The sequence below is a fragment of the Shinella sp. S4-D37 genome, assembly GCF_040812195.1.
Lineage (GTDB): Bacteria > Pseudomonadota > Alphaproteobacteria > Rhizobiales > Rhizobiaceae > Shinella.
Genome location: NZ_JBFNXL010000005.1, coordinates 2699656 through 2719402, shown reverse-complemented (window position 1 = coordinate 2719402; position 19747 = coordinate 2699656). Strand labels below are relative to the sequence as shown.

Genomic DNA, 19747 nt, shown 5'->3' with positions numbered 1-19747 from the left:
TCCTACGCGCCCGGCGCGGGGAAATAGAGCCCCTTCAGCGCGGGCGGCCCCTCGGTCACCACCTCGCCGCGCGCGACGAGGTCCTCCAGATGCGCCAGCACCGAAAGCGCCGCCGCGCCGTGCAGGCGCGGGTCCGTCTCGCGGTAGATCACCTTCACCATGTCGGCGATCGTCCGGTCGCCGGCGCGCACGCGCTCGCGCACCGCCCGTTCGCGCATGCGCCGGTGCGTCCTGAGGCCGCGCAGGAAGGCGGCCGGCTCGGTGACGGGTCCGCCATGGCCGGGCAGGTAGAGCCGGTCGTCGCGCTCCAGCAGCCGGTCGAGCGAGGCCATGTAGTCCGCCATGGCGCCGTCGGGCGGGGCGACGATGGTCGTCGCCCAGGCCATGACATGATCGGCGGAAAAGACGATGCCTTCCGGCCCGTCGAGCGCGAAGGCGGCGTGGTTGGCGGTGTGGCCGGGGGTGAGCAGCGCTGTCAGCGCCCAGCCGTCGCCGGCAACCGTCTCGCCATGGCCGAGCGTGATGTCGGGCACGAAGTCCACATCCGAACTTTCCGCGAAGGGATTGCTCTCGCCGGCATGCAGCGGCCGCGCCGCCCGGTGCGGACCCTCCGCGACGATGGTCGCGCCCGTCTCGGCCTTCAGCCGGCGGGCGAGCGGCGAGTGGTCGCGGTGGGTGTGGCTGACGGCGATATGGGTCACCTCGCGCCCGGCGAGCGCGCGCATCAGCGCGGAAAAATGCGCCTCGTCCTCGGGCCCGGGGTCGATCACCGCCACCGAGCGGTCGCCGACGATGTAACTGTTGGTGCCGTGGAAGGTGAAAGGGCCCGGATTGTTGACGGTGATGCGCTCGACGCGCGGCGCCACCGGCACGGCCTCGCCATGGGCGGGCTTGAATTCGAGGCTGAACTGCGGGGCTTCCCGGCCGGTGTCGCTTGCGGTGGTCACTTGCATTCGATCTCGATGAGGCTCATGGGCGCGACGAATTGGGGCATGGCGGCTCCTCGTTGGAAAGGGCAGGGCGGGCGCCCGGGCCGGACCCTATCGCCCCGGCGTGTCCCTGCCAAGCGCCCCCTGCGAGACCGCCGCGGCCGGAGAATAATGGCCCCGGGCGGAACTTAAGCATTGTCCGCGCTGCCCGCCTTTGCTATCAGGCTCCGGCCGTGTTGGGGCGTCGCCAAGCGGTAAGGCACCGGTTTTTGGTACCGGCATTCCCAGGTTCGAATCCTGGCGCCCCAGCCAGCTCCTCCTTCTTCAAGCCAGAATCGCGGTTTTCCAGCACTTCCGACTTAGCTGGGAATCGAATTCGGGGCACTGTCGTACAGGATTGTCTTACACGACTGTCGTACACGGCTGTCTTACGGGAAGGCGAACAAGGTCCTGCTCACCCTTTCAGAAAGGGTTCAGCATGACGGCAATTCAGCACGTTTTCAGACGCGGTTCGGTCTACTGGTGGCGACGGCGTTTACCGAATGGAATCGGCGCGCGTGCTTGGATGCGGCTCGAACTGAGCCTCAACACCAAGGAGATGGAACTGGCGAGGAGGATTGCGCCCGAGCTTGCGCTCGCCAGCGATCGTCTTTTGCCAGCCTTGAAGAGCAAGATGATTTCCCCCGAAGACGCCAAGAGGATACTGATTCAGGTTGCGACGGAGCACAGCAATTATCTCGACGCCATAACGTCCGGCCGTGACGCCCAGAAATCCCGCAGGAGCGAGGCCGTGTCGGCATGGGCCATTCGGCTCTATGCGGCCCAAGGGGAGAACGCTGCCATAGGTCCGATCGAGGAGCGCGCGTTGCACGCGGCCGGTCTCGACGACAGCATGATTGACGAGGTCAGGAATAGTCTTGAATTCCACAGGACATCCGGCTTCGCCCGCCCCGGCAGACAGAAACTCGAAGGTATCCTGAAGCAGTACGACATCCCACTTGTCGACGGTCATTTCCGGGAGGCAGAATCAATCTACATGCGCGGTATGGCGGCAGCGCTCCTCAACACGGAGCGGCGTTGGTCCGGCATGCGGGAAGACGATCTTGCACTTGTGCAGGCCGCGCTGTCCGCTCAGGTCGTGTTACCGACCGCGACAGCCGCGTTAGCGCCCTCTGCACGGCCGGTCCCCGAGCAATTTCCGCTGGCTGCGCAGGCTCCGGCCACAGCCTGCCCGGTGGCCCGGCAACCCGGCGGGACGGCAGCCGCACAGCCTGCCGCGGCACAAGAAGTTCAGGGGGATGATGCCGACGATGTCGACCTCGAAGAGGAGATGTTCGGCACGGAAGGCCGTGGCCTTGTCGAACTTGTGACAAGGGCAGCGGATGAGCGGCTGGCATCGGGCGACTGGAACGACAAGACCTGCAAGCAGCATATAGCCCTCGCAAATCTATTCGTCCGATTCATCGGACATGATGATCCTCGAAGAATGCGGCAATCGCACATCGCCGATTTCAAGAGTATTTTCTACAGAATGCCGAAGCACTACGGCAAATCTCCGAAGGATTTTGATCGTAGTGTCGCTGAAATCCTCAAGCGCGCGGAGGATTTGTCCGCCGATGAAAGAGGATTTTCCACCAGCACGATCAACAGACATATGACGCAGATGGGAAATATCGTCGGTATCTGCAAGCATGCAGGTTACCCCTTTGGTCACTATGAAGGTGTCGCAGGATTGCGATCGAAGAGGAAGGGAGACATTCGCGACGAGCGAGGCCGGTTCAGTACTGATGAACTCTCGGCTTTATTTAGTCTTCCTATCTGGAACGGCTCGGCAAGCGAGAGCGAACGACTGGATAACGGTGAGACTGTTTTCCATGATGCGGCCTATTGGTTGCCGCTTATGGCGGTTTATAACGGCGCGCGGCGTGAGGAGAATTGCGGGCTCTTGCTTAGTGAAATTGACGACGATGGCGAACTGCCGTGTTTTCGCATCGAAAACAATTGGATTCGCAAGTTGAAGAATCCCCAATCAAAGCGCCGTACCCCGATTCACCCGGAACTCGTTCGACTGGGTTTTCTCGAATATGTGGCCACGATGCGTAACTCTGGCCACCAACTGCTGTTTCCCGAACTGCGGGCGGCAAATGCCGCGACGCCGATGGGAGACGTCTTCGACGACAGCTGGCAGAGAATGCGCGCCGCCGCGCTGCCGGATGCCAAGGAGGAGGGGAAGGTGCTTCATTCCCTGCGGCATTGGTGCAACAACGAAATGAAGCAGGAGGGTGTTCTGCCGGAGATCAGGAGGGATATCCTCGGTCATTCCAACGAAGACATGAACGAAGGCCGCTATACCGACCCGGCGCGGTTGAAGGTCATGGCGCGGGCTTTGTCCGTGCTTCCCCTTCCATCCGCCAACCTGTCGCGGCATCCGATCCGGCTGATCGGACAGGTCGTCAATCATGAGGCACGCCCCGGGAGGTCGAAGAAGCCGAGCTCCTGATCGTTTTGCGGTAGGAGCCGACACCGCGAACCAATCGGGTCGGGTCGGTCGACGTGACCGAGTTCTCCTTCAAAGTGCGGGCGTGCGTGCCGTTGCGAACGAACGCTGATTTCAGGTGACGGTTCGATCAGCAGCTGTCGTCGAACACAATCGGTGTTTTATCGACTGCCTTGTCCAGGATCCTGTTTATCGCGGTGCGGAAAGCTTCCTCTTTCTTCACCGTGTCCTGAGCGCCGGGCATCGTCCACCATCTGGTGGCAAGCTGTGGGCCGAGTGCATTCATCAATTCCGGATACAGTATCTTTTTCGGACGCCGGTCGGGAATGCCTCGCGGAAAGCATTGTCTAAGTCGAGCGACAATCAGTGACTTGTAGCCCGGCTCGATTTCGATTTTCGCCTTCCACGGAAAAATCCGGCAGGGGTTCGGCCGCAGGATGATGTTGCCTGAATAGAACTTCAAAAGCCCCTGCGACCTGAACGATATCTTCTGATAGAAGACGTTACGTTTGGTGCGCAAACGTGGGCCGACCGCCCCGGTCAGATCGAACGTCGCGGATTCCCATTCTTCCGGTCTTATATCGCGGCGCTCGAAATACAGTGATGCCTCGAGTTCGCCAGTGGCTGTTATCTCGCCCTGCTTCAGATGCTTCTGCAATTTTGGGAAGAACGTTTCCAACCGTGGAAAGTGCTTGGTTTCCCCGTCGAAATCCACATAGCTGTCGCCGAAATACGTGTCCTGCAACACATGCAGGCCGTAACACTGTATGGCATCTGCCGGCTTCCGCTTGTCCCAGTCCCAATATGAGCTGTCGTTCTCAGCCGAATAGTATTTGTTTGTCTTGCCCCAGACGCGCTTGCCGGCGTAAGACGGGTAGTAATGCCGATGCACCGCCTCGGCGAGAAGCGTGTCGATCCAGGTCGCCGTCATTTCCAGCGTCCAGAAATCCATTTCTTCGGTGAAGGCGCTCAGGTCTCCCAACCGGCTTGCCAAAGGGCCTATCTTGCCTTCCAGCGCTTCCTGTTCTGCCTGCTCCGGGGTTAGAAGGCCTTTTTCGACCTTCTCAACCAGAGCATCTCTCCGCTTTTTCTGCATTTCGAGAGCATAGGCCTCCGTTGCCTCGTAGGGGATTGGGTCCGCGTCTTCGGGCGTATTGCACGGCCGTACCGGCAGTAGGGCCATGACACTGAAGTCAAATGGTTTCGTGGGCGGTGTTTCGGATTTATCGGCCATTCGCCTCCTCCTGCGGGTTCCTTGTCTACGGCCTCGGAAGCTAAAAAAAGCGAAACCGAAAACGTTAGGAAAGTCTCAATGCCGGGTGACGCGGCGGATGGGCGTCGTTATCAGGTTTGTCAATTAATGATTGTGTTGATCTGTTATATTTCTCGTATTGGATGCATTCCGTACATATAGCCATGTAAGTCATTGGCAAATATGAGAGCACGAGTACAACTATAGGGGGTGATCAATTTTCTGGGAGGGTGCATTGTAGCGTCGTGTCCAACCAGGACGGCAACTCTGATCGTTGCCGCACAACACGAAAAGGAAACGACATGCAGACCTTGAGCAACGAAGAGATCGAATGCATCGCGGCAGTGCGATCCTTCAAGGAGCGCTTCGACACCACCTTCGTTCCCGCCCATCCGTTCATGGACGGCTATGCGCTGGCCGTCTTCGCGGACTGCGCGAAGGTGGTGCCCGTGACGCAGGTCCTGCGCGGCGGGCCGAACTTCAACCGCATCTTCCTCGACCCCGGCTATTCGAGCCTCATCGTCTCGCAGGCGATCGACCTCGGGGGCGAGAGCGATCTGGTCACGATCATGCGCGTGATCCGCCGCACCAACGATCAGGCGCTGCCGTCGCAGAAGGAGGTGAAGCGTGCCACCAAGGCCTCCGTGACCTTCATTCACCGCGTCGAGGATCTCCAGACCGAATGGCTGCTTCGTGGTCTTTCGTCGACGCACCACTGATCGCGCTTCGGACGCGGGCCGGGACCACGGCCCGCCGTTCCACCGTTTTCCAGATACAGGCATTGAAGGAGACAGCCATGTACGACCATCGCATCGAACCGACCCAGGCCGCTATCGACTGCATCCTGGCATGGCGCCAGCACCTGAACAGCCTCCGGCCCTGCGTCGTGCTGGCGGCGGACTTCCTGCCCGACCGTGTCGAAACGCATGTTTTCCTCGACAGGGTCACGCCGGGTTCGATCCGTCTTTCCCTGAACGGCGACGGGCGGCCGGTCACCGCGGCCAATATCGCGGCGGCGCTCGGGCCGCGTGACGTCGCCCGCGCCGCCGCTTGCCTGGTGGACGCTGCCGCCGGGTGTGAAGAGCACGACCCGGTCCACCTGTGCCGCTACATCGGCGCCGTCCTCTTCGGTCAGGTCGCCCGCTACCCGCTCGACCGGCCGGATACCAGCGCGCCGCCGAGGCGCGGTCCGTCGTGACCCGCTGACGCCGGTCTTCCTGCCGCGACGGTCCGACCTGATCGTCGGCTGCCGCGGCAGGAAGACCGGCCCTTCCACCCATGGTGCTTCATCGTGACGCCGCCGTGCTCCGGCGGCGTGAGGAGGAAGCATTGTCCCGATGTTTCCGGCATCGAATCGTAAAGGAGTAAAACGATGCGCAAGACCATGAAAGCAAACCCCAAGCCGAAGAAGGCGCCCGCCGTCGTCATTCCGGCGGAGCACGAACCGCTCCTCACCGAGGTCCATGACGCGATCAAGGCGATGGGCCGCCGGACCACGGGCCAGGCCTTCGAGCTGGGCCACCAGCTCGCCCGCGCCAAGGCCGTTCTTCCGGAGAAGATGTTCGGCCGCTGGACGAGCACGGTTTGCGGCTACACGCCGCGCCAGGGCCGCAACTACGTCGCCATCCACGAGCACCTGCAGGAGCACCGCGCGCGGCTGGAGGCGGCGGCCGTCGTGCCGACGGTCCTGTTCGTGCTGGCAAGCGCGAAGCCCGAGAAGATCGAGGCGGTCCTGGCCGTCGTCGAGAGCGGCGAGCGCCTGACCGTCGGCCAGGTGAAGAACCTGGTCAAGGACGGTGACGATGTCCAGCCGGAACGGAAGACCGCGATCGGCGGCTTGGCGGGCCTGCGTCGCGCCGCGGAGGCCAAGCTGAAGGATGAGCTCACGCAGTTCACGGAACTGAGCAAGCGCATCCTCAAGGCCGTCGAGCCGGTCGCGGAACTGCTGGCAAACGGGAAGCACGTCTCCAAGAAGTCGCTCGCCGACAAGGTCGAGGTGGACGCGTACAAGGCGTCCAGTCTCCTGCGTTCGGCGATCTTCCCGGAGCGGGTCGATGCCGGCCGGGCCACCAATCGCGGGGCGGATGATGCTCTGGTCGGCTGGGGCGGCGCCCCGGCCCTGTTCGGCCGTCTGGGCGATTCTCCCCGCTGGCCGGGCAAGGACGAGTTCCCGACCTGGGTGACCGGCACGGTGCTGCCCATGCTGCGCTTCGTCGTACATGGCGATCCGCTGCCGGGCATGCACCAGGAGGCCACTCCCACTCCGGCGGACGATGCAGCAGGGGAAGCCGCCCCCGAAGACCGTCTGACGCTGGAAGACATTCCCGCGCTGGAGGGACCGTCTGAAGAGGACGACGGCGATGCTGCTGACGACCCGGTCGCTTCGGATGCGGAGGTGCCCGTCGTGGAGGCGGAGCCGCAGGCACCCGGGAAGCGTCGTGCGATGAAGGAGAGCCTGACCGGTGTCTAGGCCGACACCCAACGGTCCCGCCGGTGCGATGTCGCCGGCGGGATCGAACGCGCGCGGTCTCACGGGGAGTTCAAGTCGAGCCGGGTTGCCATGCCGTGCGCCGACATCGGTTCGATGTGCGGGCACCTCATCGCAAATCGGGGCAAATCGGGACACATCATCTCAATTTACCCTGACGCGATTCCGATGTCGGGCTTGGCGATTCCGGTTTCCGAAGCCGCGATTCCTATGCAAACGGCGTTTGTTTTCGCTGGAGAAGCGCACCGCGAACGCCACCCGTGCCAGCGGACCACCGACTGGCTTCCCGTTTATCAACATAGCGGCAGGGCGTGGGCGAGGGGCCTTATGGCGATGCCGCAAATGAAGGAGAGAGTGATGGCCAGAAAGCCCAAAAAACAACGCAACGCCGAGCAGGTGGTCCGCCAGCAACGGGTGAGGGACGCGGCGCGCACGAAACGCCGTCCCTCCCGCGACGACATCGCCCGCATGTTCCTCTGGCAGATGGTTGCCGGGGTTCAAGGCAAACGGTCCGATGCGCGTGCGGTCCTCGACAAGATGCGCGACGAGATTGTCGAGGGCCTCGAGCGGCAGGGCTTCGATGTCAGGCAGAGCGAGGACGTCTTCGAGGCGCTTGTCGACAAATACGCCGACGGCCTGTTCCCGTTTCGGCCGAAGTGGCATCTGGGTCCTGAAGGCGGGCCTTCTCCGTTTTGATGACTGGGACTTATCTCAATCTCGATCATGGCGCTTTCTTTCCCCGTCTACTCGCCCTTCCATTCCCCGTTGTCGTGGAAAGCTCTTCCATTGCCGACTGGACTATCCATTTCTGCAAACGGCGTTCGCCAAAATCAACGTATTCCCCCCGTTACTCCCGATAACGACGTTTGCGGTGGAATCGCTTTTCCTGAACGGCGGCGAGTTGGCAACGGCCGTCAGGCAGGCGCTGCCAACCCGCCTGTCGCAAGGGCTGGATGCGGAAATGATTTCCGCATCGGCGGCCTCTACGAGGGCCTGGCTGCCGCATTGCCGATCATGGCGCGCAGTTCGTCACCCGAGACGACACCGGTCGCGCTGAGACGTGTTGCGATCTCGAGGTGGAGATCACGATGCTCCTCCAGCAGTGTCCGGGCGATGGCCTCGGCGGCGATGAGGCGCGTATTGACGCGATCGGCAAGCTCACGATCGAGGGCCAGATCGCTCATCGTGATGCCGGGCGAGCGATAGACAAGCGGCTGATGGCAGGAGAAGCCGAGCCTTGTCTCGGCGGCGAGCGCCATTTCCGTTGCCCGCGCCAGGTCGCTTTCATCGGCGCCGCCGGCTCCGGCAAGCGTCTCGCCGATCACCAGCACCTCCGCCGTGCGTCCCGCCAATAGCGCGGCCATGGTGTTCATCAACCAGGCCTCGTTCTGCGGCAAGCGGCTGTTTGCAACGGTCGCAACCATGCCGAGGCCATGAAGCCCGACGCTCGCGGCCTTCACCTCTGCAATCCCGGTCAGCATGTAGGCCAGCGCGTGGCCCGCCTCGTGAACACTTGCCCGCCAGCGCAGATCGTCGGACATCGCCGCCTGCCCATTGCGCAGGGAGGTTTCCAGATCGGCCCACGTCATCGTGCGCCCCTCACGCCGCAGCTTGCGCCGCACGTCCCGGACCAGCCGTTCGATATCGGCTCCGGTTCTGCCCAGCGCCAACATCGCAAGCGGGCGCAGGCCGTTCAGGGATGAAGAATGATCGGTAGCATTAGTCATGGCGAGGTCCTTTCTCTGCCTGCGGCTTCGGGGCAGATTTGCGCCGCACGGACGGTTTCCCGTTGATCGGTGGCGGTGGGCGAAGACGCCGTGGCGTGGTTGTGGCAGGCGCGGAAGCCAGCACCGCGTCGAGATCTGTCCCGAGGTGATGGCCAAGGATGCTGATCAATGTTTCCGCATCCGGCATCGGAATGCGAACATGGGTTTCCAGCCGCCCCGAGCGCAGCAAGGCCGGATCGATCTTCTCCGGGAGATTGGTCGCGCCGACGACGATGATGCCTTCCGACCTCGAAGCACCGTCCAACAGTTCCAGCATGCGATTGATCAGCGACGCCCAATAGTCATCGTAGTTCCGGCTTCCTGCTCCCTGCCGCGTGCCGATATTGTCGATTTCATCGATGAACAGGATGGCAGGCGCCCGATCCCTGGCGATGGTGAAGGCGCCCGACATTCGCTTCAGCACGTCGCCGAGATAGCCGGGTTCAAGCCAGTGCGCGACAGAGGTGGCGAGCAGCGGTACCTGTAGCGTATTGCATAGCGCGCGGGCGAAGGTCGTCTTGCCGGTTCCGGGCGGGCCGGACAACAGCAGTTTCGTGCTCATCTCGTCCCAGCGCAGCTTCCCGTCCCGCCAGAGCGACAGGTCGGCCTTGAGGTCGAGCGCCCAGTCGCTTGCCGGCCCGTAGCCGGCGAGCGTCTCGACGGACAACAGGCGCTCTTTCGCCGTCGGCTTTCCCGCCGCCACTGCTTTCGCCCCTTCATCACCGCCGACGGCATTGATTGCGACCGGCTCGACCACCTCGACGCCGACATCCTGCCGCTTCTTCTTTGCAGCCTCCTTACTGTGCCATGTCGTTTCGCTGGCTCGCCCTTTGCCGGATCGCTGCTTTCGGCCTGTTGCGCTTCGGCCGTCCTTCCGGTCTTCGTCCTCCTCCGTTGCGAGCCGCTCGACAAGCATCGCCAGGATCGACAGCGTCTGCTCGGCATTTCGCCCGGGGCGGACGGCAAGGGCGACGTCATCGATCGTCAGCGCCGCCGGATCGAAAGCCATGTCGTCCATGACAGCAAAGCTCTGCTTCGGGGGGATGCCGGCACAGACATGCAGCAGCTCCGCGACCATGGCACGATCGATCCCTGTGCATTCGAGCACGAGATCGGCTGTCTCGGTCACGACGGGTGTCAGGGCGAACGGCGTTTCGTCGACAAGAAAGATCGGCGCGGGTTCGTCGAGAAGCGTCTGGCGGAGATACTGGCGAATGTCCTTGTCGTCCGTGAACCCGACCGTAATGCCGGACAGCGTCTTCAGCTTGCGCCGGCTCAACACCGACTGCTGCTGCCTGTAGCGGCCGGACAGCGGATTGTCGCGGAGAACGTCCTCGAGGGCTGCCCGGAACGGCAGGAGCAATCCGTCCTCGAGCATCATGCCGACGCACAGCTCGAAACGCGGCACGGGCGCCTTCAGCAGGACGAATGGCGCCGCCGGGCGCAGCGCCTCGATCAGCGCGGCGGTGTCGGGCAGGCTGGAGCCGACGGCGCGGGCGACGAGAAGGGCGACGGCCGCATGGACCGGGTTCGGCGGCGGCAGGTGTTCGCGCAGCAGGGCGGCGACATAGGGAAAGTCGATACCGGATGCAGCACCCACTGTCCTGCCGCCTACCTTCACGCGTCGTGCTTTCCTGGTTTTCCCGGTCTGCTGTTCGTCGGGTGCTCCGATCGTCCGGCACTCGAATGTCACCATTCCATCGGCCGCATCCTCGTCCGGCACGATAAAGGTGACGGGTTCGTCACCACGACGGCGAAGCGCGCCACTCGCACCCATCATCCGTGCGACGGTCTTGCGGTCCAGCGCAGGGGTGCCGGTCAGAACATGCCGTGCCTGGTCGGCAATCTGCCAGACGGTACCCTTCCGCTCCTCGCCGCCGACGAAGGCGGAGGTCAGCAATCCCGCATCGACCGCCCGTTCATAGAGCGTCAGCACGGCGCGGCGACGAAGGCGTTTCAGGAGATGGCGCGTCATGCGATCGGTCAGCGTCTCCATCATGCATCCTCCCCGGATAGTGGCGTGCAGAACCGGCGGTTTCCCGTCAGCCAGTCGTGCACCACGCGGCAGGTCGGATCGCCCTTGTCGCAGAGATCGAGCAGCCATGTCCGCAACTGCGGTGGCAGGCTGTCGAGACGAATGCCCTTGCGACACGCAAAGCGGATCGTGGTTCCCACGACGGATGCGACATGTGCGGCATGGTCTTCAGCGGAAACAGCGTGCTCGTCGTGGGATGCGACGGCGGTGATCTCGGATACGGACCCGGACGGCGTCGGGAACGTCATCACCGGCAGACGCTGCGGGATCGGGAAGGGAAGGATGTTGGAAGTCGGTTGCGTCATGGCAGACGTCTCCTCATTGCCTGTCCAAGGGATCAGGCGCAAACAGTTCAAAACGGAAGGAAGGCAGAGCCGGACCGGCTACGGACTGGCGGCCCGTGGCGCGCGTGCGAAGCCGATCGACACGGGAGACCGTGTCGAGCCGCAGACATCGTCGTCATCGCAGTGAAGCGTCCGCGCTTTCCTGGCCTTGCCGTCGGTATTCATCGCCGTGCCGGCATCCCGTCGACCGGTCAGCGCCGCCGACCAGTTCTCCTCGACCCGGCGCCGGAAGAGTTCGCGCAGCCGCGCCATGGCCTCACCTGCTCCGCTGACTTCAAGAAGATGGTCAAGGTGCGAGATCGGCCAGACACCGCCGTCGATATCTGCCTTTTGGTTTGCTGCGTTGAGGATCACGACGCGCACTTCCTTCGCACGAAGACGACGATGCTCCTTGTAGAGCAGATCGGGAACGACGAGTGCCGCCGCCAGCATGCGATGCTTCAGTTCGGCGATGCGGGAGAGCTCGTAGGAGCCGAGGCTTCGCTTCACGTCGACGAGATGCGCGATCTCGCTTCGGCGGTTCAAGATCAATAGATCGGGCGTATAGCTTTTGCGCCCGCCGCTGTCGGCGTCGAGGCTGAGCGAACGGTACAATGCCGGATCGTTCATCTCGACCAGTTCGCTCGCCGCCTTCGTGACCGGCAGACGAAGATTCTGCGTCAATACGACAAGGTCTGGATTGCGGCCGGCGACGAGGCCGATGCCGCGCTCCAGCAATCTGCCTTCGGTGGCCGGCACGGCGCGAAGCACGGAGGTCACCTCCGTCATGCCGGTATCGAGCGCACGGCCGAGCGTATCGCGCGCCAGGCCGGATGCGACGACCTCATCGACGAGGGCTTCGAGGGAAGGCAGCAGGACCGCGAGGTCTGCGGCGTGGGGATAGGTCGGCGTCGAGGCGCCGCTGTCGGTGTTCAGGGTCATGATGTCTCTCCTGTCGAGGATCAGGATCGCCAGTGCGGCAGACGGCGGACGCAGGTCCGCGCATGCGGAAATGATTTCCGCATCGGCCGCAGAACTGACGATCGGTTGCGATCAGCCGCGGGTACGCGACAGCGGTGCGGAACGGCAGGTTTCGACAGAAGGACGGAGAGAAGATGCTTCCCCATGGGAAGCGAAGCATTTAAGGGTCGACATAGCCGGTAGCCTTTCACGAGAAGGTTTCTGGTCAGGCCCTCGGCGGATGCTCCAACATCCTCGGGGGCCGCTAAGTGTCTGCAGGGGTTTCAGTATTGGCAGACCCGACTGGCATAGCCCGGAGAAGTCGATCCGGCAAGCGATCGGAACGCACCCGGAACAGACAGAGCTCCGGTATGGTTAACGCTATGCGGAACCCGACACCTGGGTTTCGATGAGCGCTGTATAGGAAGAGGGAAGCACCAATCTCCCCGCTCGCTGCAACTTCCTTCAAGGAGTTGCAAGGCTGATCATAGCGCCTGTAAAATGCGGCGCCCGAATTTCACCTCGGCTTCCACGACGCGCATACATGCGTCGGCAGTAGCTTCAAGCGGCTTCTCGCAAAAGACCGGTTTGCTGGACGCAATCGCCTTCATAACATATTGCTCGTGATTTTCGCCGGCCGTAGCCAAGGCGACGGCTTGCACGGATTTCTCTCCGATGAGTTAAAGTCTGAAGAGTACACTGCGGCCCTCTCGCGATGGCGGCCATATATGACATGTCGCAAGCCGAACGGCCGCGTCCGTCAAGTTGGTGTAATTTCGGGTGGGTTCCGGGCCGTCATGATCAGGCGGCTCTGGGTGTAATTTGAAGTGTAGTTTCCTCCTCGATTGTTGGTGGATTTAGCTCGGCCATCGCCTCGACCTGCATGTATCGGCTCAGGAGCTGCCATTCGTCGTTGGCTTCGAGCAACACCGCGCCGATGAGGCGAACGATGCTGTCCTCGTTGGGGAAGATGCCGACGACATCGGCACGGCGCTTCACTTCCTTGTTCAGCCTCTCCAGCGGATTGGTGCTGTGGAGCTTGGTGCGGTGTTGAGCGGGAAACGCCATGTAGGCCAGCACGTCGGCCTCGGCGTTGTCCATGAAGGTGCCGAGCTTGGGCCATCTGGCGCGGAGCTGGTCGGCGACATGCCGCCAGGTCTGGACGGCATTGTCGTGGTCGGGCTGTATGAAGGCCTGGCGGATTGCGGCGGCGACCATGGTGTGCTGCCCCTTGGGAACATAGGCCAGCGCGTTGCGCATCGCATGCACGCGGCACCTCTGCCATGTTGCGCTGAGGATGCGGGTGATGGCGGCCTTCAGCCCCTCATGAGCATCGGAGATCACCAGCTTGACGCCGGTGAGGCCCCGGCGCACCAGATCGCGCAGGAAGCTCGTCCAGAACGGCTCGGCTTCGGAGGGGCCGATGTGCAGACCGACGATTTCCCTTTTCCCGTCCGTGTTGACGGCCACCGCGATTATCGCCGCCACCGACACGATGCGACAGAGCTGGCTCGGGAAATCTGCACAGCGGGGATAAGTGGAGTTTCTGCCTGACTTCGGCTTAGATGCCGGGAACAGGAGAGACCATGACGAGACGACCGCGCCGGAACCATAGCCCGGCTTTCAAGGCGAAGGTGGCACTTGCCGCCATCCGAGGTGAGCAGACGCTGGTGGAGTTGTCCCAGCAGTTCGATGTGCACGCCAACCAGATCAAGCAATGGAAAGACCAGCTCCTTGAGGGGGCGACAGGTGTGTTCGGCGATGAAACGAAAGCGGAGCCGTCGGGTCCGACCATCGATGTCAAAACGCTGCACGCGAAAATCGGCGAACTGACACAGGAGAACGATTTTTTATCCGGTGCGCTCGGCAAGGCGGGATTGCTGGGCGGAAAGAAATGATCGACCGCGAGCACAAGCTATCCGTCGTGCGCCAGGCGAAGCTTCTCGGCTTCAGCCGTGGCAGCGTCTACTATCTGCCTCGTCCGGTGTCTGACGGCGATCTGGCCCTTATGCGCCGGATTGACGAATTGCATCTCGACTACCCCTTTGCCGGAAGTCGGATGTTGCAAGGGCTCTTGAGAGGAGAAGGTCTGGAGACCGGGCGGCGACACGTCGCCACGCTGATGAAGAAGATGGGCATCGAGGCGATCTACCGCCGCCCGAACACCTCGAAACCAGCGCCAGGGCACAAAATTTATCCCTACCTCCTACGAAAGCTGGCAGTCACCCGGCCCAATCAGGTGTGGGCAATGGACCTGACCTACATCCCCATGGCGCGGGGATTTGTCTATCTGTGCGCCGTCGTGGACTGGTTCAGCCGGAAGGTCTTGTCATGGCGGTTGTCGATCACGATGGAAGCAGCCTTCTGCATCGAGGCGGTGGAGGAGGCACTTGCCCGTCATGGCAGGCCGGAAATCTTCAATACCGACCAGGGATCGCAGTTCACCTCCATCGACTTCACCGCCGTGCTGAAGAGGTCACAGATCGCCATCTCGATGGATGGCAAGGGTGCGTGGCGAGACAATGTCTTCGTCGAGCGGCTCTGGCGTTCGATCAAATACGAGGAAGTCTACCTCCATGCCTACAAGACTGTGTCCGAGGCACGCGCTGGCATCGCCCGATATCTGAACTTCTACAACACCAGACGCCCACATTCATCCCTTGACCGGCGGACGCCGGATCAGGCCTACTTCAACGCGCTGACACCATTGATGGTGGCGGCATAATCGAGGCGGAAATCCACTTAGCGAAACGCCCGAAGCTGTTCAGACAAACCGAGCCACCTCTAGCGGCAGGCAAACTTGATATCGTTTTCAAGGTTGTTCTGCTTATTTGCCGCGTTTATCGATCGATGGCACTCGCTAACTTCCGCCGCGCTTGTGGTCGTCGGTCAAAATGCTGTCCACACTGGTAAAAACCGTAGTTGCCGGGCTGGACCCGCTTCACGCTTTCCGCCTAGTCTCCCCGGATGACCGCCACAAGGGCGTCATTCATGACCGTTGGTTCGCTGGGAGGTAAAACATGCAATTCTTTTCGTTCAAGGCAATGGCTGGTGCGGCGCTCGCCGTCGGCATGATGATGCAGGGGGCGGTTGCCCAGGATATGCAGTTCTTCCGCATAGGCACTGGGGGTACGGCCGGCACCTACTATCCGATCGGTGGCCTGATTGCGAACGCTATCTCCAACCCGCCCGGCTCGCGCGCCTGCGACGAAGGTGGCTCCTGCGGCGTGCCTGGTCTTGTCGCCACCGCCGTCGCCTCGAACGGCTCGGTTGGCAATGTCAACTCGATCAACGGCGGCACGCTTGAGGCCGGCTTCAGCCAGTCGGACGTCGCATACTGGGCGCAGACCGGGACCGGCCTGTGGGAAGGCCAGCCCGCAGTCGAGAAGCTGCGGCTGATCGCCAACCTCTATCCCGAGAGCATCCATCTGGTCGCGCGCAAGGATGCGGGCATCGCCTCGGTTGCCGATCTCAAGGGCAAGAAGGTCTCGCTCGACGAGCCGGGCTCGGGCACGCTGGTCGATGCCAAGATCATCCTCGAAGCCTTCGGCCTCACGGAATCCGACATCTCTCCCGAGTATTTGAAGCCCGACCAGGCCGCCGACCGCATGCGTGACGGTGCGATGGACGCCTTCTTCTTCGTCGGCGGCTATCCGGCGGGCGCCATCGCCGAACTGTCCAGCCAGCACGATGTCGTGCTGGTGCCGATCACCGGCCCCGAAGTGGACAAGCTGCGCGAGACCTACACGTTCTTCGCGACCGACAACTTCCCGGCCGGCACCTACAATGGCCAAGAAGCGGATGTTCCGACGATCTCGGTGGGTGCGCAGCTCGTGACTTCGGCCGACCTGTCGGAGGATCTGGTCTACGGCATCACCAAGGCGCTGTTCAACGACACCACGCAGAAATTGTTCGCCGCCGGCCATGCCAAGGGCAAGAATATCACGCTGGACAATGCCGTGCAGGGTGCGGGCATTCCGTTCCATCCCGGCGCGGAGAAATTCTACCGCGAGGCTGGCAAGCTGAAATAAGAGGCTAGGGCTCTTCGGGGACGCGGTCCGGCCGCGTCCCTTTCTCAATCACGAAAATCCCGGGGAATTGCATGACCGAACAGACCCGCCAGCTGTCCGAGCAGGAATTGAGGGCAATAGAGGAGGAGTTCGACCCCGAGGCCCGGTTCCGCACTCTGCTTCGGCCCGTGGCGATCCTGGCCGGGATCATCATGTTCCTGCTGTCATGCTATCATTTCTACACCGCCGGCTTCGGCATTCCGCGTGCGACCGTGCATCGTGGCCTGCATATGGGAGTCACGCTGTTCCTGGTCTTCCTCAGCTTCGCGGCCTTCAATTCAGGGCGGAACCGGACGACCGGTTTCGTGATCCTCGGCCTGCCGGTCGTCGACTGGCTCTTCGCCATCGGGGGAGCGGTCAGCGCCTTTTATGTACCTTGGATCTACGACCAGTTGCAGTTCCGCATCGGCAATCCCAATTCGCTCGATATCGCCATGGGGACGATCCTGCTGGTGATACTGCTTGAGGCGGTGCGCCGCTCGATGGGTTGGCCGCTGCCCGTCATCGCGATCCTGTTCATCTGCTATGCCTGGTTCGGGCGATGGATGCCGGGGATATTCGTCCATCCCGGCGCAGATTGGTCGGGAATCGTCAATCACCTCTATCTGTCCTCGCAGGGCATCTACGGCACCGCGCTCGGCGTGATCGCGACCTATGTATTCCATTTCGTGCTGTTCGGCGTGATGGCGCAGAAAATCGGGCTTGGGCAACTGTTCATCGACCTCGCCACGGCGGTGACCGGACGCTTCGCGGGCGGGCCGGCCAAGGTCTCGGTGATTTCCTCCGCGCTTCTGGGAACGATCTCCGGCTCCTCCATCGCCAATACGGTGACGACGGGCGCACTGACCATCCCGGCGATGATCAAGATCGGCTTCAAGCGCCATTTTGCCGCCGCCGTCGAGGCCGCCTCGTCCACCGGCGGCCAGATCACCCCGCCGGTGATGGGAGCCGTCGCGTTCCTCATGGTCGAGTATCTCGGCGTTCCGCTCCGCACCATCCTGATTGCGGCGATCGTACCCGCCTTCATGCATTTCTTCGGCGTGCTGGTGCAGGTGCATCTGGAGGCCAAGCGTCTCGGCATCCGCGGCCTCAGGCAGGAAGAGCTGCCGAAGGCCTGGAAGGTGCTGCGCGAGGGCTGGCTGTCGATGTTCCCGCTGCTGCTTCTGGTCTGGATGCTGATGTCGGGCCGCACGCCCTTCCTGTCGGCCTTCTGGGCGATCACCGCCTGCATGGCCGTCTATGCGATCCAGACGGTCCGGGCCTCCGGCCTTGTCGCCGGTGCGAAGGAATGGGCCGCCGGTATCTATGAAGGCTTCGTCTCGGGCGCGAAGAGTTCGCTGTCCGTTACCGCCGCCGCGGCGCTGGTCGGGGTGGTGATCGGCGTGGTGACGCTGACGGGTATCGGCTTCAAGATCGCCTTCATGGTCACCAGCATCGCACAGGATTGGGCCGGCTCGGTGCATGGCTTCCTCGCGTTCCTGCCTTTCGAGCTGTTCAGCCTTGAGACGCTGGCGCTGCTGTTCACGCTGATGATGACCGCCGTTGTCTGCATCCTGATGGGCTGCGGCATCCCGACGACGGCAAACTACATCATCATGGTCGCGGTGGCGGCCCCCGTGCTCGGCATGATGAACGTGGAGCCGCTGGTAGCGCATTTCTTCGTCTTCTATTACGGCGTGCTGGCAGACGTCACGCCGCCGGTGGCGCTGGCGGCCTATGCGGCTTCCGGGATAGCCGGTGCCAATGCGTTCAAGGCGGGCAACACTGCCTTCCGGCTGTCGATGGGCAAGGCGCTGGTGCCGTTCATGTTCGTCTTCTCCCCTTCGCTGCTGCTGGTCACGCAGGGTTTCACCTGGAGCGCCTTCGTGCTGACCTTTACCGGGGCAGTGCTCGGGATCGTCGCACTGTCGGCGGCAATCACCAACTGGCTGATCGGCCCGCTGCTGTGGGTCGAGCGTGTGCTTCTGGCGGTCGCGGCCCTGCTGATGATCGCGCCCGAGCTGATCTCGACACTGATCGGTGTCGTCATCCTGGGGCTGATCACGCTGCGGCAGGTGCTGACGGGCGGCGCGCCCGCATCGAACGCAACGTGAAGAAAAAAAGAGGCAGATGTCGATGTACCGCGTCTGGAGTTATGTCGCCGACTATTCGCTGCTGCTGGTCAGCGGTGCGGCAATCGCATTGTTCTGGGCCAATCTCTCGCCCGGCAGTTACCATGCCCTGGTGCATTTTCCCCTGTGGAGCGGCGGCCCTGTCGGGGCGCTGGAAAGCCACGGCGGGCATTCCCTCCGGGTGATGACGCTGCATTTCCTGTTCAACGACGTGCTGATGGCTTTCTTCTTCGCCATGGCCGCCAAGGAGGTCTGGGAGGCCGTGGCGCTCAGGGACGGCTCCCTGCGCGGCCGCAGGGCGCTGACACCGCTGATCGCGACCGTCGGCGGCATGGCCGGCCCGGTCGTCGTCTATCTCCTCCTCGCATCGGCTCTCGGTGTGCTCGGCGACGTGTCGCGCGGCTGGGCCATTCCCACGGCCACCGATATCGCCTTCTCCTATCTCGTCGGGCGGGTGGTCTTCGGCGCGCGGCATCCGGCCATCGGCTTCCTCCTGCTCCTTGCCATCGCCGACGACGCCGGCGGGCTGGCGATCCTCGCCGTCTTCTATCCCTCGGGCGAGGTGGCGCCGGCCTGGCTGCTGCTGTCGCTCGCCGCGGCGCTCGGCGTCTATTTCCTGGCCAATGCGCTGCCGCGCCGGCTGGACAGGGGAGACCAGGACCGGCCCCATTCCACCTGGCTGCGCAAGACGCTCGGCTTCTGGCCCTGGGCCTTGGCCGGCGCGATGAGCTGGTACGGCTTCCAGATGGCCGGCCTGCATCCGGCGCTCGGGCTGCTGCCCATCGTGCCGACCATTCCCCATGCGGAGCGGGAATTCGGCATCTTCGCCGAGGAGGAGCGCTACCAGACCGACCTGCTCAACGTCATCGAGCATGCCCTCAAGGTGCCGGTGCAGTTCGTGCTGTTCGGCTTCGGGCTGCTCAATGCCGGCGTCGAGTTCTCGGCGATCTCCGAGCCGACATGGCTGGTGCTCCTCGGCCTCGTCATCGGCAAGCCGCTGGGCATCACCCTGTTCGGCTGGCTTGCGGCCTATCCGCTGCGGCTCGGCCTGCCGGAGGGCATGGCCGTGCGCGACCTGCCGGTCGTCGGCTGCGTGGCGGCCATCGGCTTCACGGTGGCGCTGTTCGTCGCCTCGGTCGCCTTCCCGGCCGGTCCCGTGCAGGACGCGGCCAAGATGGGGGCCTTGCTCAGCCTCGGCAGCGCCGTCATCGCCATCGCCGCAGGCCGCCTCTTCGGCGTGCGCAAGAAGGCGTAGGTTTCTGGAACGCGGCAGGTCGGAGCGATACTCCCGACACGCCTTTCGAAAGCGGAGCATT

General features: G+C 62.9%; 16 protein-coding genes, 1 tRNA gene and 1 pseudogene. 10 read left to right on the top strand and 8 right to left on the bottom strand.

All coding sequences use genetic code 11. The annotated features are described in order from the left end of the window. Positions 1–2: 2 nt before the first annotated feature. Positions 3–953 carry an MBL fold metallo-hydrolase gene (locus AB3G45_RS20805; protein WP_367832352.1) on the bottom strand — a complete coding sequence of 317 codons (951 nt, stop codon included), beginning with the start codon at positions 951–953 and terminating at the stop codon, positions 3–5. Between the two features lie 213 nt (positions 954–1166). On the opposite strand from AB3G45_RS20805, the gene AB3G45_RS20800 reads away from it, so the two are divergent. Then, positions 1167–1241: transfer RNA gene (locus AB3G45_RS20800), tRNA-Gln, on the top strand. A gap of 166 nt (positions 1242–1407) precedes the next feature. Further along, on the top strand, positions 1408–3429 hold the full coding sequence (locus tag AB3G45_RS20795; protein ID WP_367832351.1) for a DUF6538 domain-containing protein: 2022 nt from the start codon (positions 1408–1410) through the stop codon (positions 3427–3429). 127 nt (positions 3430–3556) lie between these two features. On the opposite strand, the gene AB3G45_RS20790 is transcribed toward AB3G45_RS20795, so the two are convergent. Further along, on the bottom strand, positions 3557–4660 hold the full coding sequence (locus tag AB3G45_RS20790; RefSeq protein WP_367832350.1) for a hypothetical protein: 1104 nt from the start codon (positions 4658–4660) through the stop codon (positions 3557–3559). 320 nt (positions 4661–4980) lie between these two features. On the opposite strand from AB3G45_RS20790, the gene AB3G45_RS20785 reads away from it, so the two are divergent. The 4 genes from AB3G45_RS20785 (at position 4981) to AB3G45_RS20770 (ending at position 7862) form a co-directional block, all read left to right on the top strand. Then, the gene (locus AB3G45_RS20785) at positions 4981–5397 is read left to right on the top strand and encodes a hypothetical protein (RefSeq protein WP_367832349.1); all 417 of its coding nucleotides are present in this window, start codon (positions 4981–4983) and stop codon (positions 5395–5397) included. 77 nt (positions 5398–5474) lie between these two features. Next, positions 5475–5876, top strand: coding sequence for a hypothetical protein (locus tag AB3G45_RS20780; protein ID WP_367832348.1), 402 nt, complete (start codon positions 5475–5477; stop codon positions 5874–5876). Between the two features lie 174 nt (positions 5877–6050). Further along, positions 6051–7148 carry a hypothetical protein gene (locus tag AB3G45_RS20775; RefSeq protein WP_367832347.1) on the top strand — a complete coding sequence of 366 codons (1098 nt, stop codon included), beginning with the start codon at positions 6051–6053 and terminating at the stop codon, positions 7146–7148. 375 nt (positions 7149–7523) lie between these two features. Continuing rightward, positions 7524–7862: a hypothetical protein gene (locus tag AB3G45_RS20770; RefSeq protein ID WP_367832346.1), complete on the top strand. Its 339-nt coding sequence runs from the start codon at positions 7524–7526 to the stop codon at positions 7860–7862. Positions 7863–8149: 287 nt separating this feature from the next. On the opposite strand, the gene AB3G45_RS20765 is transcribed toward AB3G45_RS20770, so the two are convergent. The 6 genes and pseudogenes from AB3G45_RS20765 to AB3G45_RS20740 all read right to left on the bottom strand — a co-directional run. Further along, the gene (locus tag AB3G45_RS20765) at positions 8150–8893 is read right to left on the bottom strand and encodes an ATP-dependent Zn protease (protein WP_367832345.1); all 744 of its coding nucleotides are present in this window, start codon (positions 8891–8893) and stop codon (positions 8150–8152) included. After that, positions 8886–10832, bottom strand: a complete 1947-nt coding sequence (locus AB3G45_RS20760; protein WP_367832344.1) for an ATP-binding protein — start codon at positions 10830–10832, stop codon at positions 8886–8888. The genes AB3G45_RS20765 and AB3G45_RS20760 overlap by 8 nt, the downstream gene beginning before the upstream one ends. A gap of 95 nt (positions 10833–10927) precedes the next feature. Beyond that, the gene (locus AB3G45_RS20755; RefSeq protein ID WP_367832343.1) at positions 10928–11272 is read right to left on the bottom strand and encodes a hypothetical protein; all 345 of its coding nucleotides are present in this window, start codon (positions 11270–11272) and stop codon (positions 10928–10930) included. A gap of 78 nt (positions 11273–11350) precedes the next feature. Then, the gene (locus tag AB3G45_RS20750; RefSeq protein ID WP_367832342.1) at positions 11351–12232 is read right to left on the bottom strand and encodes a hypothetical protein; all 882 of its coding nucleotides are present in this window, start codon (positions 12230–12232) and stop codon (positions 11351–11353) included. Between the two features lie 503 nt (positions 12233–12735). Beyond that, a complete protein-coding gene (locus AB3G45_RS20745) occupies positions 12736–12912 on the bottom strand; it encodes a Gfo/Idh/MocA family oxidoreductase (RefSeq protein ID WP_367832341.1) in 177 nt (58 codons plus the stop codon). A gap of 139 nt (positions 12913–13051) precedes the next feature. After that, positions 13052–13750 (bottom strand): annotated as a pseudogene (locus AB3G45_RS20740) (IS256 family transposase); the annotation flags it as partial. Positions 13751–13836: 86 nt separating this feature from the next. Between AB3G45_RS20740 and AB3G45_RS20735 the strand changes: the two are divergent. The 4 genes from AB3G45_RS20735 to AB3G45_RS20720 all read left to right on the top strand — a co-directional run bounded on the left by AB3G45_RS20735 (position 13837) and on the right by AB3G45_RS20720 (position 19686). Further along, a protein-coding gene (locus AB3G45_RS20735) for an IS3 family transposase (protein WP_367832340.1) occupies positions 13837–14975 on the top strand; the annotation gives its coding sequence in 2 pieces (ribosomal slippage) (positions 13837–14095 and positions 14095–14975; 1140 coding nt in all). Between the two features lie 295 nt (positions 14976–15270). Next, positions 15271–16281, top strand: coding sequence for a TAXI family TRAP transporter solute-binding subunit (locus tag AB3G45_RS20730; RefSeq protein ID WP_367832339.1), 1011 nt, complete (start codon positions 15271–15273; stop codon positions 16279–16281). Positions 16282–16352: 71 nt separating this feature from the next. Continuing rightward, positions 16353–18413 (top strand): TRAP transporter permease, encoded by a 2061-nt coding sequence (locus AB3G45_RS20725; RefSeq protein WP_367832338.1) that lies wholly within the window; start codon positions 16353–16355, stop codon positions 18411–18413. Between the two features lie 16 nt (positions 18414–18429). After that, the gene (locus AB3G45_RS20720; protein ID WP_367832337.1) at positions 18430–19686 is read left to right on the top strand and encodes a Na+/H+ antiporter NhaA; all 1257 of its coding nucleotides are present in this window, start codon (positions 18430–18432) and stop codon (positions 19684–19686) included. Positions 19687–19747: the final 61 nt, after the last annotated feature.